Genomic DNA, 19,681 nt, shown 5'->3' with positions numbered 1-19,681 from the left:
TGTCACCAATCCAACTTGTCCAACAATATACTGTTACAACTAGTACTAAGTTTAGAAAGGTGAGTAGCATATGAAGATATGTATTATAGGCTCTGGTTATGTTGGTATTACATCAGCAGCAGTATTAGCAGACTTAGGTCATGATGTTATATGCGTAGATAAAGATCAAGATAAAATTTACTCTCTCCAAAAGGGAGAATGCCCCATTTATGAACCCAATTTAAAAGAACTTATTCACAAAAATCGAAAACGATTACAATTCAGTTGTGATATTGATAGTGCTATTCGACAATCGCCCATTATTTTTATTGCTGTAGGGACTCCCTCTACCTCAAGTGGAAAGACGGATTTAAAATATATCTATTCTGTTATCGATCTACTAGTTCCAGCTATAACATCGTATAAAAGTATTATTATCAAAAGTACAGTTCCACCAGGTACAAATCAAGAAATGTGTGAAAAACTTATTAAATCTGGTGTTTCATCATCCCTGTTTAATATTGTTTCTAATCCTGAATTTCTTCGTGAAGGTTCTGCTGTTCGTGATATGCTCATCCCAGATAGAACTATTATAGGAATCCAAAAAGGTGACACAAAGTCTTTAAATATTATGCAAAATATATATAAAGGAATTAGTGCTCCTTTTGTTTGTACTGGTCTAAATGAAGCAGAGATGATTAAATATACATCCAATGCATTTTTAGCTACAAAAATCTCATTTATTAATGAAATCGCTCGGATTTGTGATGCATATAACATTGACATTGTTGAGGTAGCAAAAGGAATTGGGCATGACTTTCGAATTAACCCTCATTTTCTCCAGGCGGGAATGGGTTATGGAGGATCATGCTTTCCAAAAGATTTACATTCACTCATCTATACAGCAAATGATAGGCACGTAGCAGTTCCTATCTTAAAAGCTGTACAATCCATTAACTCCACACAAATAGATCTCTATGTTGAAAAAATTCAAAAAGCTATAAAAGAACCCTTTTCAAAAAAAATAACGGTGTTAGGAATTTCCTTTAAGCCAAATACTGATGATATTCGTAGCTCCCTTGCCGTAATACTTCTTGAAAAATTAATTCCTCATGGCTATGATCTACATGCTTATGACCCCAAAGCTCTTCTTCCTTCACATTTAAAAAAACAAATTACACAGCATGGTAACCTAGAATCTTCAATCACAAATTCTGATTGTATTATTATCGCAACGGAATGGGATGAATTTACAACACTTAATTGGAAACAAGTCAAACAAGTTATGAAGGGATGCACAATCGTAGATGGACGCAATTGCATTGAAAAAAATGAAATAGAAAAATACGGATTACAATATATTGGAGTGGGTCGGTCATGAAAATACTTGTAACGGGAGCCGCTGGTTTCATTGGCTCACATTTGTGTCAAGCGTTACTTAAAAATAGTGCATATCATGTCGTTGGAATTGATCATTTCATTGGTCCTACTCCAGCTACTTTAAAGACAGATAATATAGAATCTCTCGAATTGAATTCGCGTTTCCAATTCATACAGGAAGATATTTTAAATACAGACTTATCGAAACTATTAAAAGATATAGATGTTGTTTATCATCTAGCTGCTATTCCTGGCGTGAGAACAAGTTGGGGAAAAGATTTCCAGCCTTATGTTTCAAATAATATAATGGCTACACAGCAGTTGCTTGAAGCCTGTAAACACATAAAATTAGATAAATTCATTCATATATCAACATCTTCTGTTTATGGTGAAAAATCCGGCGCAGTTTCTGAAGGTTCATTACCTACGCCCCTCTCTCCATACGGTGTTACCAAATTAAGTGGTGAACACTTATGTCATGTTTATCACAAAAATTTTCACATACCAATTGTTATTTTAAGATATTTCACAGTTTATGGGCCAAGACAGCGTCCTGATATGGCATTTCATAGATTAATTAAACAACTGCTAGAAGATAAACCTCTCACAATATTTGGTGATGGCACACAAACACGTGATTTCACCTATATTGATGACTGTATACGAGGAACAGTAGCCGCGTTAGAAACAAAAAAAAATATAGTAGGTGAAGTTATAAATATCGGCGGAAGAGAACAAGCATCCATTTTAGACATCATTTCTATGTTGGAAATAATATCAGGGAAATCAGCAAGCAAAAAGTTCCTAAAATCAGTTCCTGGGGAACCGAAGCAAACATGGGCAGATATATCTAAGGCCAGTACATTACTGCAATATTCTCCAACAGTTTCTCTATCCGATGGGTTGGAAGCAGAATTTCATTATATAAAAAAACTATACAAAGGGGATTAGTTTATGAAAATTGCATATATATGTACAGAAAAATTACCATCTCCGGCAATTAAAGGTGGAGCAATTCAAATGATGATTGATGGAGTGTCCCCCTATATAAGTCAAGATTATGAACTTACTATTTTCTCAATTTCAGATCCAAGTCTTCCAAATCAAAAAACACAAGATAATGTCAATTACGTGTATTTTCCTCAAAAAGAATATGAACAGCATGTTATAAGAACACTTCAAACCAATACTTTTGATATTATACATGTCTTTAATCGACCCAAAAATATACCTCTATATAAACAAGCTTCTCCACACAGTAAATTTGTATTAGGTCTTCATAACGACATGTTTGCTGAGCATAAACTATCCATATATGAAGGCAATCTTATTCTTGAAATGGTTACCGCCATCGTGACCGTTAGCAACTATATTAAACAAACTGTGATTGAAAGATTTCCACAAGCTGAAGAAAAGATTTCTATTGTCTACTCTGGTGTAAATTTAAAACAATCCCCCTTCATCTGGACACCTACAGGACAAAAGATAAGAAATGCATTTCGTACAAAATACGGTATCCAAGATAAAAAGGTGATTCTATTTGTTGGCCGATTATGCAAAAATAAAGGACCTGACTTACTCATTCATGCTATGAAGAAAATTATTCAAACACATAAGGATGCGGTACTTGTAATTGTTGGTGGTAAATGGTTTAGTGATAACCGAGTAAATAAATATGTTAAAAGGCTATATAAAATGGCTAGGCCAATTAAAGAACACGTAATTTTCACCAAATTTATTCCTGCAGATCAAATTCATAACATTTTTCTAATGGGGGATATATTTATATGTAGCTCACAATGGAACGAACCCTTGGCACGTGTTCATTATGAAGCAATGGCTGCTGGAATCCCAATTATTACAACAAACCGTGGGGGAAATGCTGAAGTTATAACAGATGAATATAACGGCTGCCTAGTAGAACAGTATAATAATCCATTGGAGTTTGCCAGACTTGTCCACGCATTGTTATCCCAACGAGAATTTGCGCAATGGATTGCTGAAAACGGAAGAAAGGTTGTAGAAGAAAACTTTACATTTAAACATACAGCGACAAAACTTGATCAGGTATATAAGCAAGTCGCAGAATCTGCAAATCAACCTTCTAAAAACTTATTACGCCCTCTCAAAATTCAAATCATTTAAACTACCGGTATTATCCATTTTCATTCAGGTCCACAAAATTTAAACATAGAGCTAAATAGAATTAATTATTTTTGATACAAATACAATTTTCTTTCCGTACAAAGTTTTTTATAAGCTAAACGCAATGGAGTAAGAATGCTCCATTGCGTTTACCCATTTCTATTACAAGATGATTTAATATAGCAAGGAAACAATTAAATACAAAATAGCTACAAATAATTGTTCTCACAATTAAGATTTTTTATCCTTGATTCGGCCAAATGCAAATTTGTATACCTTATCGACTAATATGGATTGTATCTCGTTTCCTTGTAAAATTTCTGTACTATAAAATAAAAATATAGGCTAATGCCTACCTAGGGTCAACCTCTTCCTATATTTAGAAGTTCACATTTTTAACTATTATGTATGTAGAGAGCAAAAAACGCTTGGGGAAACCAAGCGTTTTTAAGTATCAAATATTTTATGCGTCTTCTTCTTCCTCTTCTTCATCTTCGTCTTCTTCGTCTTCTTCTTCATCTTCGTCCTCTTCTTCGTCCTCTTCTTCTTCGTCTTCTTCGTCCTCTTCTTCGTCCTCTTCTTCGTCTTCTTCGTCCTCTTCTTCTTCGTCTGTAAAAGTAACTTCTGTTTCATCAAAATATTGAATTTCAACCTCTACACCATTATGCGTGCCTGATTGTATTACTTCAGCTAGAGCTTTTAGAACTTCTTGTAAATCATCTCCAGGATTAACACTAAAGCCATTCTCAACATCTATTTTTATTTTTGCTCTTTTCACATCAGCCATTTACCTAACTCCTTCCATATAGATTTATATATACTATGTTGAAAGAGTATAAAAAGATTAATATATTTGCGGAAGTTTCATTAATCGGTCTCCTTAGCGTTATTTACCAATATTGATACCCATGGACCTTTTAATGGATGATCTGGAGTAATAATAGTGACTTTTATTTTTGGCTTTTCTATTTGCGTTAAAACGGTCTCATTTAATTCCTTACTTTGTTCTTCCAGCTCTATTACATCTTGAATCTCTTTATCTTGTACTTCATCAATCAATGTAGTTTTTGGTGGTGACTCCTCTTCAAAATCTAGCAATCCAATTTTGGGTAACTCCTCTAATTCCAATTCTTTAATAACGGCTAAATTCTCTAGCACCGAAGATTCATTTAGTACAATATTTTTTTGCTGCTCATACTCTGACAATTCCCATCCCATTGGCCCTGGTGGAGAAAACACAAATTTCTCTAAATCTAAAATAGGGATTACTATCTCTTCTTGTTCTGAACTCATTTTATTTCCCCCCACTATTACTCTTGATTTCATGATAAATATCAGGAAAATTTTGTAAAAATCCTTCCTTAGAATCTTCAAGCGCAATAATATTTTGCAATGCCCAAATATACTTTTCGTCAGACCATGAACGCTTTTGTCCTAAATAGTATTTATGTGCAATTGAACAGAATAAGTGAGGAAACGATAAATCAGTCCAAAGAACACGGAATTGTTTTTCTAAAAAGGGATTTTCCGAATTATACGCACTCAACATATGAATAGCTAAATTAGTATCCCAAACTGACATTTTTTTCATTACTTTATTTAAAATAATACGTAGGTCCCTCACTGGTAAATCACTTGTAATAGAATGTAACTCTTTCATAAACATAGCATCATCTATTTCTGTAAACCTCGCTAAGGTAAAATCTTGCTGACAAAAACTATTAGATGCAATAACTTCTTTTGTCCATTGGTCATAATATGGATCATTTAGTTCTTGTAATGCTTTATTTCCACGTGCTAACATCTTATCAACATACTCTAAAAACATAGTTGAAAATACATCATCTGGAAAGGAAAGTGCAATTCTTTTGTTTCCTTCTAACTCTTGTAATTTCCATCTGTATAATTTATGCCATTTTCCTAATCGACTCCGAATTTTACTTTCTTTCATCGGAATATATCCTTCCGATGCTTGATGGAATTTACCTGCATATATTAGTATCTTCTCTAATTGTTCTTTATTATAATAAATAACCTCTTTCCCTTGATGCTTATCATATAGTACATACGCATACTCATTAGATCCAATACAAAAGCCCCCTCTTTTTGTTTTATAAATTTTTGTAATTGGCAATCCATTTTGAAGGAGATGTAAATGTGCTCCAGCAATAAATAGCATCCTTTTGGGGTGCATTTGTGCTTGTTTTAATATTTTTAAGCCTTCTTCTGTTTCAACTTCCCACATTGTTCTCCCACTTCTGCTTGATTGTAAAAAAATATTACTTATTTCAAATGGATAAAAGCTAAGAACCTTTTTTAAATGTTCACTCTCTAATCCAGTTGTTTCTTCCACCTTTCATCATCCCCTTCTTAAAATTTATAAGATTTCCCCATATACTTTCATTAAATCCATAGCAACTCGGTTCCAATTAAATTCTTTTTCAACCTTACTACGTCCATATTTCCCTAACTGTTTTCTTTTATTTTCGTTATTTAAAAGATTAATTATCTTTTCTGCATATGCATCAGGGTTTTCAAAGTCATTGACAATATATCCATTTTTTCCTTCTTCAATTACTTCAGGATTACCACCTCGATTACTCGTAATTATTGGTAAACCTGCTGCCATTGCTTCGTAATGCACCCTAGCAAGGGGCTCTTGCCATTGTGAAGAGCAAACAAAAATATCTGACATAGCATAAAGTGTTGAAATATCCTTTGGCTTAACAAATTTAATAAAGACTACATGTTCTGGAAACATCGCGCCTAAGGTATATAAGTGTTTTACATAATTATTTACATTGTTATCTCCAAACCATTTTGAACCAATAAATACCATTACAATGTCTGGATTCTCCTCAATAATTTTAGGAAGAGCTTGTAGCAAAATATGAGGACCTTTTACTTTACTCAAGCGTCCAACAAATAAAACTATTTTTTTACTTTGTAAATTCAACTGTTTTTGCACATGACTTTTAACTTTTGTTCCATTCACAGTCCACGAAGGATAGTACTCATTTACATCTACACCAGAATATACTGTTCTCGTCTTTACTTTTGCAGCTCGAAAGCGCGAGGTAATTGTTTTTCCTATATAATCACTAACTGTTACAATTTTTGAAACAGCTGCAATACATGCTTCTCCCTCTTCATCACTTATCTTTTCATATGCAAACATTTCATTATGCACACTTAACACGAATTTTGTCTGTGGTGCTGCCTCACGTAAAATTGTAATCCAATTTGGACGATTGCATAAATGAACTACATCATATTTTTCCTGTTTCAAATGTTTAATAACATAAGGGAGATATTCCTCTTCTGGAAATCGTATATACCTTACGCCTTTGTTTTTTTCTTCTGGTTTCAAATTTGGATCTGTTATAGAAATAACCGTCACATTTTTTCCATTTGAAGCAATAATGGAAGCAACAGAATCTATATAAATTTGAATAGCTCCACCTCGTACAGCTGGTACAGGTAGCTTTTCAGTAGAAATTATTGCAATTTTCATTAAAACGCCTCCCCGTTTCATAAAAATACAACCTTCTTCATATGTTACGAAAAAAACTTTGTGTTTGTGATTTATCTACCATTTTTTCATCCTTTATTATGAAATTTAGTCAATAGTACTTTTTCTTCTTAAAGGCAAATGGCTAGAACAAAAATGGTCATGTACCATACAGTAATAAGAGAGTATAAAAGGATGGTGATATATGTGGAGAATAACAATGAAGAAGCGGTGTATACATTATCGCCCGAAGAAGAACAAAAACTAGTAGAATTGGCAGCGACAATGATTCAACATTGGAATATTCAAGCAACTACAATCGAATTAATACAAGGTGGACAACTGGCCTTAGTATGGAAAATTCAAACTGCAGATGGACCATTTTGCTTAAAGAGAATTCATCGCCCCGAAAAAAAAGCTCTATTTTCCATTCACGCTCAAGATTATCTAGCCAACAAAGGCATGCGTGTTCCAAGCATAATCCCAAGCAAATTGAATCAGTTGTATACGAAGCACGGTCCATTTTTATTTGTTGTTTATGATTGGATTGAGGGAAGACCATTTGAGCTTACAATGCAAGAAGATCTTGAAATGATTATGAAAGGGTTAGCAGATTTCCATGTAGCCTCTATTGGCTATAAGCCCCCACCAGGCATACCTATATTTACAAAACTAGGACGTTGGCCCAATCATTACATTAAAAGATTTCAACAGATGGAGATTTGGAAAACTTTATCCGCAACTATGCCAGATGATCCATTTTCACAGCTATATTTGGCTGAAATTGATGCGTTTATTTTAGAAGCAAAACAAACTTACCAAAGACTATTGGAATCTGAATATACTAAATGGACTGACGAATTACAAACATCCCCCAATTTATGTCATCAAGATTATGGAACAGGAAATTCCTTATTAGATACAAGTAATCAAATTTGGGTAATAGATTTAGATACGGTTTCTTACGATTTACCTATTCGAGACTTGCGTAAAATGATTATTCCTCTTTTAGATACAACTGGTGTTTGGAATGAAAACCAATTTAAAATTATGATTAACGCATATGAATCAGTTTCTCCTTTAACAGCTGAGCAGAAGAAAATTATGTTTATTGATATGTTATTTCCATACGAATTGTATGATGTAATTCGCGAAAGATATGTTAGAAAGTCGCCTTTACTTGCTGATGAGCTTGCTGAGGCTATGGAATATGAAAAGATTAAGTCAAAAGCTTTAAATATATTAATAGAGGAACTTTAATATGCAATACTAAGAGTTCTAGTGTGAAAATTACCATTATTAATAAAGAAAATAGTTTTGTTGCATATTTGTATCCATATAAACAAAAAAACGCTATTCTTTTTGTAGAATCATAGGAAAGGATGGCGTTTTTGATATGGACTTATCGATTATTATTGAATTAGAATTGTTTTCTAAAGAGTTACAAGGATATATGTCACCTTAGAAGGACTGTTATTTTTTATTTCGCTCTTATATACTTGCAATCACATAAACCTTCACAAAAACATCATACTTAGCTGCTAACTCTTCTAGTTTTTTTCTTGATATTAAGAATCAGTTTATGAACATTTCGTATTAGAGCGTTCGAGTTAATTTAAGCTATTTTCAAACACAACATATCAGCGATAATTTATGCCTATTCTGTATAAGTGTTAGCAAGTTCGTTTGCAAACTTGTGAGCACTTTTTTATTTTCTTCTGTTAAAAATCTTCATTGTATTTTTTCTTTTACACATCAATCAAACTGCCACTATGACCAAAGTCATTAATTAAAGAAAAAATAATAATAGTCGCGTTCATAACTTGCAAATTTCAAAAAAATTCTTCTTAGGCTGTAAAATTCGTGCTTTGTTGGTACTACTCCATGCCCACAAACCTAAGAAAAGCAAATACCCCAAAACAAGAAAATTGAGCTGAACTCTCATAAATAACTGTAAAAAGCTAAAATTTTGTTATAAGGGTCTCAAAATCTTAGCTTGATAGCAATGGGGTCTTCCCCCTATTAAGTAGACAATAAGAAAAAGACTAAATTACCAGTGTATTTCGATGTTAGATCGAAACACACTGGTTTGATTCCTTATTAATGTGGAACAAATTTATTACTTAGATTGTCTATTAAGTGTATTCCTAAAAATATAGGCAAACAGCATAAGGGGGATTTCTGTTGAAAATTAATGTGATAAGAACAATATTTGAAGTTAGGTTATCAAAAGAAAAGGCTTCAAATATTTAATAAAAATTTAAAGTTTACCCTACTTTTTATTTTAATAGTTCCTTATATCCTATATGTATATGTGTACATCTCTCGCACTACACTCTTTATGAACAGCAAAATTTACAATTTACAAGGAGTAGACTTTATGAATAAGAGAATCAAAGAATTAGAATCCCAAGTTGTTAGAAAAGTAATCCCAGGCTATGCAAGATTTATCAATGGACTAGGCGAAATATCTAAAGTAGGTGTAAAATGAATTTTATCAATAAACGAGAAAAGAAATTTACTAAACGACAAGTTATATTATTTATTTTAATTACAGGATATTATTCCCTTTTAATGATATCTACCACATTTGGGCGTTCAGCTGAGAATATCTTTGTAAGAACTATTGATTTCGATGTACTAAGCCAGTATCAACAAGCATGGAATCAATTTTCATTTAATTCTTTTTTTCATATATTTGTTAATATAGGTATGCTGTTTCCGTTAGGGATTTTATTACCTTTATTTAATGAAGTTTTTTTAAAAGTAAAATGGATGTTAATCAGTTCAATTACAACATCTTTATTTATTGAAACTCTTCAATTTATAACACTTCGTGGAAGTGCGGAACTAGACGATTTACTTCATAATACTATTGGAATGATGCTAGGGTATTGTATATTCAATATAGTTCTTATTCTTCTCAAAAAAAAGGAATCACACACATATATAGTCAAATATTTAATCTTACCAGCTGCTGTAAGCTTCTTCGCACTTGGAATAATTATTTCGTATGTAATGAAGGAATTTGGTAATATGCCATTTGATCCTTACAGAAAAACAGATATGTCTCATGTCACTATAAAAACATCACTAGAGTTAAGCGATGAAGGTAAAAAAATGCCTGTTTACGATTCTAAAGGTGAAAAAGTGCGAGACGTCGAAATTATTTCTCCAAAAGAAGCATTTCAAAAGCTGAAACAAGGAGATATTTATCCTATGGGAGCTTTCGGAGCGGGTGAAGAATTTGAAGGTGAGACTTTAGTCATTACGGAATATAATTTAGAACACGTCACGGATACAAAAGGTTTTTCTCAACCAGTATATATCTTTCGCGTACAGTTAAAAGATCATGACGTAGTTCTAACGAGTCCACCTATTTCCGCAAGGAAATAATGTGAATTTTCATTTTATACACATATAATCATAAAGTGAACTTCCCCCCGATTGTTAGACACAGGGCAGTACCACACACCCATCGACTTAAGTTTTTGTTGCATCCCCAAGTGTAAAAAAACGTTATTTTCTAAAGTTAATGAATTCCAAAAACTTAATTTGTTTTTTTCGTTATTTCTCAGTTACTTAATTTTCAAAAAAAGACTATCTTCTGGCTTGTGTACAGGGATAGTCTTCTTAATTATTAATTAGTTGAAACAGCCTTTACAAACGGTGAGAACTTATCTTCATAAATGCCTTAGCCTTCAAAACTATATAAGTCCAACTAGTATTTTTAATAACTACTTCAGTCACGGTTAGCGATATTCTCGGTTTAATATTATCCATAATAGACGTACCACCAGCATTTTAATGAAAATATACGCTAAGTAAATTTCTTATGTACATTCTTTTTATGTTATTAAATACATCTTTCTAAGATACGAGTTAATTCTTCATGGTTTGTTTGCATAACCCAATGCCCACCTCTTTGAATAGAATATACATCCCATTTTCTCTCCTTTGCTATTTCAGCTGATTTTTGAAAAATAGGGGCCATTGGCCAATTTGCAGGATGATCAAGAATTTCTATATATGTATGCGGAATCTCATTCACTATCGAATTATTCATTTCAATTGATTGTGTAAATGCTAATAGCGGCATAGCAACTTTTCTTTGATCTGATGCATTTCTTGGAATAATACGCCATCCATCTCCATGAGCCTTTACTTCTTCTATAAAATGTGAAGACATTTCCGGACCAGATATATCCATTACAGAATCCCCGTTATTTGGAATCATCGCATCAATATACACAATATTTTTAATGCATTCTGGAATAATTTCTGCAACCCCCGTTATTACCATTCCAGCATAGCTATGCCCTACTAAAATAACCTCCTTTAATTTTTCATAGTGAATAACGTTCACAATATCTTGAATATATGTTTTTAATCCTACACCCGGATGTGCAAGATGCGCTCTTTCTCCAAGTCCCGTTAATGTAGGTGTATATACTTCATGCCCCTCTTTTCTCAACTGTGTTGCAACTTCCCTCCAAACATATCCACCATCCCATGCACCGTGTACAAGTATAAATGTTGTCATAATATATCTCCCCTCTAATATGTTTTATATTTCCAAAATTCATTATAATCCATTTTTACAAAGTTAACCTTATATGTGGCTCAGCTTAAGAGATTTTAATACCCTCAAATACAAAAAAACGCTATTCTTTCTGTAGAATCATAGGAAAGGATGGCGTTTTTTTATGTCTGTTTCTGTGTCTGACGAATTACAACTATTTACTCAAGAGATTCAAAGCTTCTTATCTCCAAATATCTTACGCGATCTTGCCAGAGATGTTGGTTTCGTGCACATGCCCATCAAGCTAAGATCTTAAAGTACCCCCTAAATGGAAATTTTGTGTTTTTATAGCACCGAAGTTTATTTTTATCGTTTTAGAGAACAACAGATTTTTTAACTTGATAGCAATGTGGTGCTGCTCCCAGATGAACTCAAGATAGATAAAGAAATGAAGGAAACTGTTATAGAAATTTCTACATTTCTTTGGTAACGTATCGCTTCTTTCTTACAAAAACCTTAACTTTAACACATCAAAAAGGTTCTTTATGAAAACTTATAGAATTAGAACATATCGCAGCACTTTATAATTGAAGGGGTGATTATGTTGGAGTATTTAACAAAAACAAAAAACTCATCATCAGGTCTGAGAAAGTATTTGGAATCCCATCCGTTAACTTCATTCTTTGTAATGGCATATTTATTCTCGTGGGTTGTATTAATTCCATTTATCTTATCCCAATGGGGGATTTTACCTAAAACAAAAGCGTTTGATATTTTCTTTGTTGCCAATGCATTTGTAGGCCCTATGTTAGCAGCATATATCATGATTCGAATTCTTGAAGGAAAAGAGTCATGGAAAAAAGTTAGAAAAAGCATCATATCTACTAAAGTCGGTTTGAAGTGGTACTTGTTTACTCTCATCGGTATCCCTTCTGCAATGTTTCTGGGTATGGTGATTTTAAATAGGGGGATACCCACTTTCGATGACCTTACTTTTAGGTTTTTTATAACCTATCTCATCTCTTTTGTAGTTACTTTCTTTCTCGGTGGACCTTTACCTGAGGAAATCGGATGGCGCGGTTTCGCTCTCCCTCGTTTACAATCGAAGTTTGGAGCATTAAAAGCAACCTTTCTACTTGCCGTCCTGTGGGCTTTTTGGCATCTTCCTCATTTCTTAACTGCTGCACAAAGGGGTGGACCAGGTTCTAACCTTTCTATCCTATATATTCATTTACCAATTTTCATATTGATGTGTTTGCCGATTTCAATCATTCTCACTTGGGTCTATAACTGCAATCGCGGTAACTTATTTATTGTCATGCTAGTTCATGCGAGTGTAAATACGTTTAGCTTGGTACAAACTAATACCACCAACCCTGTTTTAAAGAATTCAGATTTATTTGTAGGGATAGGATTGAGCATTGTTGCTTTGCTTATTCTTATTTTCACACGAGGCAGCCTTGGATATAGACAAATTACTAATGAAATAGAATTCAGTAACAATGAAAATATAAGTAATTAGAAATGAAAACTATAAAATAGGTTGATGCAATGAGTGCGCACCACATCGCTCTAAAGCTAATGTAAATTAGTATCCATAAAACGAAAAAACGCTATTCTTTCCGTAGAATCATTGGAAAGAATGGCGTTTTTGTATATATATCTATCGATTCGAGATGAATTTCACTTTTTTGTTGAATCTATATATACCCTTCAACAACTTGCAAATGAGCTGGGATTTGTAAAACTTAAAAATATTTATGGTTCACAAGCATTGACTGATTTATTTAATTTGGATTAGTCAACATGTAACTTTCATCAATTCTGTTTTATGGGCTAATCTTGAGAAAATATTAATCGAATAAAAAAATAACATTTTTTCAATTTATTGTAATTATAATTAAAAGTATTCTGTTAGCCTTATACAGATGTATCCGTTGATTGATTCAATGTATGAATCTAGTTTGGCTATCCACAGAATATTCCACATACCATTGAAAAAGGGGGAAGGTTTATGCAAAGAGTTTTTAAGTTCCTGTTCATATCCGTTTTTTCTTTTATTTGTGTTTTGTATGTTCAAACAAACGCTTTTGCCGCACCAGCATACGATGGAGTTGTCAAAATGAAGCAGCCATCAGGCGAATCGTTTGAGGGTACGTTGCATGGGGATGAATGGTTCCATTGGGTAAGTACAAAAGATGGTGACGTACTTTTACAAGATCAGAAGGGATATTGGAATTACGCTGAGCTTACATCAGATGAACTGAAATCGACGGGGGAAAAATATAAAATTGATAAGAAGCCTTCGATGGCGGTAAATGAGAACAATTTGAACAAATGGATAAAGAAATACAACCCTCAAGCAAAGAAAAAACAAGAGTACATGAATAAATTACAAATAGAAGCACCAAAAAATATAGATGGAACTGTCACTCCAGTTCTAGGAAATAAAAAATTGCTTGTTTTGTTAATTGGATTTACAGATGTTGATATTGCATATAACGATAACGATTGGAGTAATAAATTCTTTTCTACAAATCAAAAGTCAGTAAAGAATTACTATAATGAAGTAAGTAATGGAAAAGTACAAATCACTCCAGCTTCCGAAACATATGGTACGCAAAATGATGGGGTAGTTAAAATAAAATTAGACTACGCTCATCCGAGTACATCGGGAAAAAGCATGGGAACGGTTATAACAGATGCATTGGCTAAAGCTGATTCCCAAGTGAATTTTGCTAGTCTTGATACTAATAACGATCAAATCATTGACTCCAAAGATGGTTTTTACATTGTAACTGTTCTTGCTGGTAATGAACAGGCTAGTGGCGGTCCACTTCCAAATATTTGGGCACATCAGTCAAATGCTCCTAATACAAATCACGATGGTGTTACAGTATCAGGCATGTATACAGCGCAGGGTGAAAAACAATATGGTCATATGGCGACAATTGGTATACCTGCTCATGAGTTAGGCCATTCTTTTGGTCTTCCAGATCTATATGGCGACAATAACCGTGTGGGTAGTCTAAGTATAATGGGGAATGGAGCTTGGAATAGTCTTCCAGGGGAAGAGTATGGAACTACGCCAGATCATATGGATGCTTGGTCCAAGACAAAACTAGGCTTTGTAACGCCAAATGTAGTAAATACCAGCAACAATTTTACTCTAAATGCGATCCCAAATAACTATAATGTGTTAAAGATTCCTTTAAAGGATAATACGTATTTTTTAGTTGAGAATCGCGCAAAGGTTGGGTATGATGAGAGCTTACCAACTAATTCTGGTGGTATTGCGGTTTGGCATATTGATGAATCCATGAATAATAATTCCAATGATCCTCATCCTTTCATTGATATAGAACAATCCGTCAGTGAATACCAAGACCCTTTCTATTACACGAATCAAAATCATGCTGCTACCTTTAGTCCAGACACCAATCCGAATAGTAATACCTACACAGGAGAAAAATCAGGAGTAACAATTACAACTACAAGTACAAGTAATTCTGCAATGAATGTAGCAGTCACAACAAAAGAAGCTAGTTTAATTCCACAAACAAACTGGACACTAAAATATGTAGATAGCTATAATTGGTACAATTTAGGTACGTATGCCTTTGATGGAAACAAAGACACATTTTGGCATACAAACTGGAGCCCCGTAGCTCCAATGCCACACGAGATTCAAATTGATTTAGGTGCAACCTATAACCTCTCCAAATTTAGCTATCTGCCAAGGCAAGACGGCCAAATAAACGGAACGATTAAGGACTATGAGTTTTACATTAGTAGTGATGGAGTGAATTGGGGAACAGCTGTATCTATAGGTGCTTTTGCCAATAATACTAATTTGAAGGAAGTCAGCTTTGCAAACAAGACAGGTCGTTATATTAGACTACGTGCATTAAGCGAGGTAAACAATAATCCATGGGCAAGTTCGGCTGAAATCAATGTATTTGGAGTGGCTCAATAATATATTCGTGAGGGTATCTATTTAAATCATTGATGCGATATTTCAGAAGGTTATCATTCGCTGAGAGTTTCATTCAGCCTTTGATAACCTCTTTATTTTGCCAATATGTTAAAAACAAAGAATGATAAAATTGAAAATATGATATACCAAAACACCCTGCATGTTTGAAGCATGCAGGGTGTTTTTTAGTCTTTGTTTTTCATAATGTAAGAAACCAGACGAAGGATCTCCAAGTATAACCATACTAATGTCATCATAAGCCCTACTGCACTGTACCATTCCATATACTTTGGTGCTCCACTATGAACGCCAGTTTCAATTGAATCGAAATCTAGTAATAAATCTAATGCAGCGACAATAATTACAATTGTACTTATGATGATACTAATTGTCCCACCTTGGTGAATATATGGAACAGTCACCCCTAAGATACCCAGTAAGAAAACAATAAAATACATAATAAGAATTCCAAGTATTGCAACCGTAACAACCGCACGAAACTTTTTAGTCACTTTTACTATTCGAGCTGCGTATAACACTAACATGACAAATAAAATCGAAATTGTTAATAATACAGCAGTTAAAACAATAGAATCACCAAATCGCATTGTATAATATGCTGAAATACTTCCTAATAAAATCCCCTGTAATACTGCGTAGATCGGTGCGCAAATTGGTGATATGTGAGGAATGAATATAACTACAAATGCGACAATTAGAGTAACTATTATAATTCCAATTAACACAGGTATTTTCATTATACCTTGTATCATTTGTACGTATGAATAGACAGATGCTGCAAGAAGTAAGATAAGCAAAATAAATGTTTTGGCTATCGTTCCACCAATAGTCATCGTAGAAGCATTTGTCTTCTCTTTATGAAATTTTTCTTTTTTAATATTGGATTAGTTGTTCTCATTTGTTCCTCCTAAATACACTCTACCTTTAAAGTGAATCTTTATATTTCTAATTTTTTATCAATGATACGCCCTGTAATAGCTGCTACGACAATTATGAATAAGCAAGTAAAACATACATCTAAAATAGTAAATCCTTCACTAGGATACAGTGATGTGTCAATAAAACCATTTTTATCTATGAATCCCGTACTCTTTATAGTGATTACATATTTCTCTAATTTACTTAATAAATCCAATACGAATGTTTCATTTGCTATTACATAGTATATTTCACTTAACTTCATACCACCAACCTTTACGGTCAAGGTATTCTTTCATTGCATTAAGTTGTGCATCTGATGTTGATTCCGAAACAAAATACGTTAAACCATCAGATTGTAATTTGAAGTTCGCTGTCATTTTAACAGATGTTAAAGCTTGCATAGCATCTTGAACCTCATATGGTGAAAATGCCCCCGTTTGGATGATATTTTGTTTCGGTTCTTCTGCTTGTACTTGCTCTTGCTTCTGTTCTGCTCCGGTAAACCAAGACAATAACTTGCTTCCAATAAGCGAATTCAAGTCACACTTACCAATACCAGGTACATTGCCTGTTTCCGTGTACTGCCAAATATCACAAGGATACGCTGGTTTATTGCCAACATATCGAAGAATCCAAACGAAATCACATTTCACATTTGCCATTTTAAACGGTGCGTACATATGATGCCCAACATATAAACCGACTTTCTTAGCACCTAAACGGTATAACTCATCGATAAAGGCTTGTGTGCCGGCTCTCATATCCCCCATCGATTTGTCTACTATTATTTAAAGCAGAATAATTGAATCTTTCTTTTCTCCTTTTATTATATCTACATCCAATTCATCATCAAACTCTTTAAACTCTCTTGCATCTATATCAGTCATATAGCTCTTTATTACTTTTGCCATATGCATAGAATACGGCATATGTATATTTTTTTCCTGAAGCATGCTTGAATTACAGCACATATAGTGTATCATTTTAGCGATGTAATTCCTTTCTACAGGTTTTACACCTAGCGTTAATATCTCAAGTATATATCGTTGCAATGTTTCACTACCATTTAGCGAATATTCGCCAGTGCTATAATACATTCCTTTTTGATCTACATATAAACTTGTGCCCTCAGGAACATCATTACGTTCTATCACCCCGTATTTTGGTGTATCAAAAGATGTATTTATTCTTATAACGTTTAAATTAGGAACCTTTAGCACATCCGGAACAATGTCAGGGAATGTATCTATATCAATTTTTTTATTTTGTAACTCTTTTATCCAATGTTTTCTTAAATTTGCATCTATAATGAAATACACTTGCTCATTCTGCTCTTTTGCACGTTGTAAAATTTCCGCTAATGTTTCAAAAACAAATTGTTTAAATTGAATTCCCATATCATTTCTTTTTGAAGGCTGCGGTAAAAAGGTATTATGTTTATTTACATTTAACAACAAGTAATCAATCGTTTGCCACTCTGTATTCCCATATAATTTATATGAAATTTCTTTTCCTTTTATTTGTGAAATAATAGGTAAGAAATCAAATTTCGAGATTCGTTCAATTGATAAATTAACATATGTACAAGGTAAATTTATTTTATTCCAACTACGTTTCAAAAACCCTTTTTGTTCTAATAAACTAAGAATACAATTTATTATTATTTTACGTGTTACACTTTGGCCTATAAATAAATTAATAAATGCTGAAATACGGTTTGTTCGTGCAAACCCTTCTCTAACGATTTGCTTTGGATCGATTTTTTCACGCCCATCACAATTTTTCATTGCGATTAACGCCAATGTCGCATCATTGCGCTCACCTGCAGTAGCATAAACCGCTTTCATAACATCCTCTACTAAATTTGTTTTGTATTTCTGGCAATATTGCATTTTATATGGATTTTGCAATACTTTTTCAATATTATATCTTACTATTTTTAACAATACTGGAGAATCTGCATTTAAAACATATAATGACTCACCGATTTGAGCTAGCACCATTTCACTTTCAAATAACGCTTGTTCAACTTCCAACGAGATTTTTTCAGACCATATTTCTAACGTTATAGTCTCTAATCCTTTTGGTGCAATTAAAGGGAATAATTCATTTTCATTATTTGTTGCTACCTTTTTACATTCTGGTAGTAATGTGAAATTAGCGAATTTTTGCTGAAACCCTTTAAATAGATGCTCTCTTTCTTTTACTTTTATACCAGGTTTTATTTTAGTACCTTGAACTTTATATATTCTCTCATTGTATGGAAGCAACACCCTTATATTTGTTCCTATCATATAATCTTTCGGATATTGAAGAATATGCTCTAATTCAACTTCTCCACCTATACGAAAATCATCTTTTAAATTTCTAAATATCTTAATCCATTTTATGCCGTTTGTAGCCTGCTGAACTTTTAGTTTTACAAATCGTAATTTCTTATTATTCGATGCAAATTCTGGGGTAGAAACCAATATCATGCCCCGTTTTCGTCTTAATAGCAAAGGAATATCTGGATGGTTATATTCTTGATAAAATCTCCGAACTCCTATTGAAACATTTAATAGTGGAATATTTTCGCCTCCGCGCGTGATACATTCGAAACGATATACATAGGCGAAATAATCTTGAGTTTTTTCATCTTTAATAGGCTCTGACATTGCCTCACAAATATTTTGTGATCTAAGAGGAGAAAAATATATATCTTCTTCATTGATATTCTCTAATCGTACAGGTTGTTCACAAAAAATATGAGAAATTAAAGCAGGCACCCACTTAGAATATATTTCATTATCATGTAGTACTGTTAAGTTAGAAATTAAATCATAATGCCATTCATATTTTGGCAATTCTATTAATTTATTAGGTTTCCAATCATGAATTACCTCATACCAACTTTGGAAAATATAATCGAGTTGTTCTTTTCTAATAGGTTCTTTCGATACAATCCATGGTGTATTTTCATTTAATACATACGGATTATGCTGAATAAATAATATATCAGAAAACATATCATATAATCTTTCATTCAATCGTTTCAACTTACTTGTTAATAAAAATGTCTTATAATGTATCTCTACAATATCAAGCCAATCAATAGGAAAATATATAAATGATACACTTTCGTTTAAAAGAGGTACTACTATATTTTCAAATATTAATAACTTTAATTTTCCCATCAGATGATTACTTCCTTTCTACATTTACTTGATCATCAAAAACTAGAAAA

The 19,681-nt window shown here is 33.1% G+C and carries 13 protein-coding genes and 3 pseudogenes; 7 read left to right on the top strand and 9 right to left on the bottom strand.

The features are described 5' to 3' along the window. Positions 1-70 precede the first annotated feature (70 nt). The 3 genes from MR115_RS01450 to MR115_RS01440 are packed head-to-tail and all read left to right on the top strand — an operon-like array spanning position 71 to position 3,504. Positions 71-1,360, top strand: a complete 1,290-nt coding sequence (locus tag MR115_RS01450) for a UDP-glucose dehydrogenase family protein (RefSeq protein WP_242239429.1) — start codon at positions 71-73, stop codon at positions 1,358-1,360. Next, positions 1,357-2,310: an NAD-dependent epimerase/dehydratase family protein gene (locus MR115_RS01445; RefSeq protein WP_242239427.1), complete on the top strand. Its 954-nt coding sequence runs from the start codon at positions 1,357-1,359 to the stop codon at positions 2,308-2,310. The genes MR115_RS01450 and MR115_RS01445 overlap by 4 nt, the downstream gene beginning before the upstream one ends. Before the next feature lie 3 nt (positions 2,311-2,313). Beyond that, the gene (locus MR115_RS01440) at positions 2,314-3,504 is read left to right on the top strand and encodes a glycosyltransferase family 4 protein (RefSeq protein WP_242239426.1); all 1,191 of its coding nucleotides are present in this window, start codon (positions 2,314-2,316) and stop codon (positions 3,502-3,504) included. 463 nt (positions 3,505-3,967) lie between these two features. Here the strand turns inward: MR115_RS01440 and MR115_RS01435 are convergent, their stop codons facing one another. The 4 genes from MR115_RS01435 to MR115_RS01420 all read right to left on the bottom strand — a co-directional run bounded on the left by MR115_RS01435 (position 3,968) and on the right by MR115_RS01420 (position 7,018). Next, on the bottom strand, positions 3,968-4,291 hold the full coding sequence (locus MR115_RS01435) for a hypothetical protein (RefSeq protein WP_242239425.1): 324 nt from the start codon (positions 4,289-4,291) through the stop codon (positions 3,968-3,970). Positions 4,292-4,371: 80 nt separating this feature from the next. Next, positions 4,372-4,797 carry a hypothetical protein gene (locus tag MR115_RS01430; RefSeq protein WP_242239424.1) on the bottom strand — a complete coding sequence of 142 codons (426 nt, stop codon included), beginning with the start codon at positions 4,795-4,797 and terminating at the stop codon, positions 4,372-4,374. 1 nt (position 4,798) lies between these two features. Beyond that, positions 4,799-5,857, bottom strand: coding sequence for a spore coat putative kinase CotS (gene cotS / locus MR115_RS01425; RefSeq protein ID WP_242239423.1), 1,059 nt, complete (start codon positions 5,855-5,857; stop codon positions 4,799-4,801). A 24-nt stretch (positions 5,858-5,881) separates the two neighbouring features. Then, on the bottom strand, positions 5,882-7,018 hold the full coding sequence (locus MR115_RS01420; RefSeq protein WP_242239421.1) for a glycosyltransferase family 4 protein: 1,137 nt from the start codon (positions 7,016-7,018) through the stop codon (positions 5,882-5,884). Positions 7,019-7,171: 153 nt separating this feature from the next. Here MR115_RS01420 and MR115_RS01415 point away from each other — a divergent pair, with 153 nt between their 5' ends. Together MR115_RS01415 and MR115_RS01410 are read left to right on the top strand one after the other, a co-directional pair. Continuing rightward, positions 7,172-8,275 carry a CotS family spore coat protein gene (locus MR115_RS01415; RefSeq protein WP_304657878.1) on the top strand — a complete coding sequence of 368 codons (1,104 nt, stop codon included), beginning with the start codon at positions 7,172-7,174 and terminating at the stop codon, positions 8,273-8,275. Between the two features lie 1,227 nt (positions 8,276-9,502). Continuing rightward, complete coding sequence (locus MR115_RS01410; RefSeq protein ID WP_242239418.1) at positions 9,503-10,411, top strand: VanZ family protein; 909 nt, start codon at positions 9,503-9,505, stop codon at positions 10,409-10,411. 460 nt (positions 10,412-10,871) lie between these two features. Here the strand turns inward: MR115_RS01410 and MR115_RS01405 are convergent, their stop codons facing one another. Beyond that, the gene (locus tag MR115_RS01405) at positions 10,872-11,558 is read right to left on the bottom strand and encodes an alpha/beta fold hydrolase (RefSeq protein ID WP_098586651.1); all 687 of its coding nucleotides are present in this window, start codon (positions 11,556-11,558) and stop codon (positions 10,872-10,874) included. A gap of 580 nt (positions 11,559-12,138) precedes the next feature. On the opposite strand from MR115_RS01405, the gene MR115_RS01400 reads away from it, so the two are divergent. Next, positions 12,139-13,059 (top strand): CPBP family intramembrane glutamic endopeptidase, encoded by a 921-nt coding sequence (locus MR115_RS01400; protein ID WP_098586652.1) that lies wholly within the window; start codon positions 12,139-12,141, stop codon positions 13,057-13,059. A 492-nt stretch (positions 13,060-13,551) separates the two neighbouring features. Next, positions 13,552-15,513 carry a M6 family metalloprotease domain-containing protein gene (locus tag MR115_RS01390; RefSeq protein ID WP_242239417.1) on the top strand — a complete coding sequence of 654 codons (1,962 nt, stop codon included), beginning with the start codon at positions 13,552-13,554 and terminating at the stop codon, positions 15,511-15,513. A gap of 185 nt (positions 15,514-15,698) precedes the next feature. Here the strand turns inward: MR115_RS01390 and MR115_RS01385 are convergent. The 4 genes and pseudogenes from MR115_RS01385 to MR115_RS01370 form a co-directional block, all read right to left on the bottom strand. Further along, positions 15,699-16,432, bottom strand: a pseudogene (locus MR115_RS01385) (Bax inhibitor-1/YccA family protein). A 39-nt stretch (positions 16,433-16,471) separates the two neighbouring features. Beyond that, positions 16,472-16,681 (bottom strand): annotated as a pseudogene (locus tag MR115_RS01380) (ABC transporter permease); the annotation flags it as partial. 22 nt (positions 16,682-16,703) lie between these two features. Then, a pseudogene (locus tag MR115_RS01375) lies at positions 16,704-17,231 on the bottom strand (N-acetylmuramoyl-L-alanine amidase C-terminal domain-containing protein); the annotation flags it as partial. Positions 17,232-17,243: 12 nt separating this feature from the next. Beyond that, positions 17,244-19,631: an RNaseH domain-containing protein gene (locus tag MR115_RS01370; protein ID WP_242239413.1), complete on the bottom strand. Its 2,388-nt coding sequence runs from the start codon at positions 19,629-19,631 to the stop codon at positions 17,244-17,246. Between the last annotated feature and the right edge of the window lie 50 nt (positions 19,632-19,681).

The sequence above is a fragment of the Bacillus cereus group sp. BfR-BA-01309 genome (genome assembly GCF_022664315.1).
GTDB lineage: Bacteria > Bacillota > Bacilli > Bacillales > Bacillaceae_G > Bacillus_A > Bacillus_A mobilis.
Note: the sequence above shows the minus strand (reverse complement) of the source record. Positions and strands in the feature narration are given on the sequence as shown.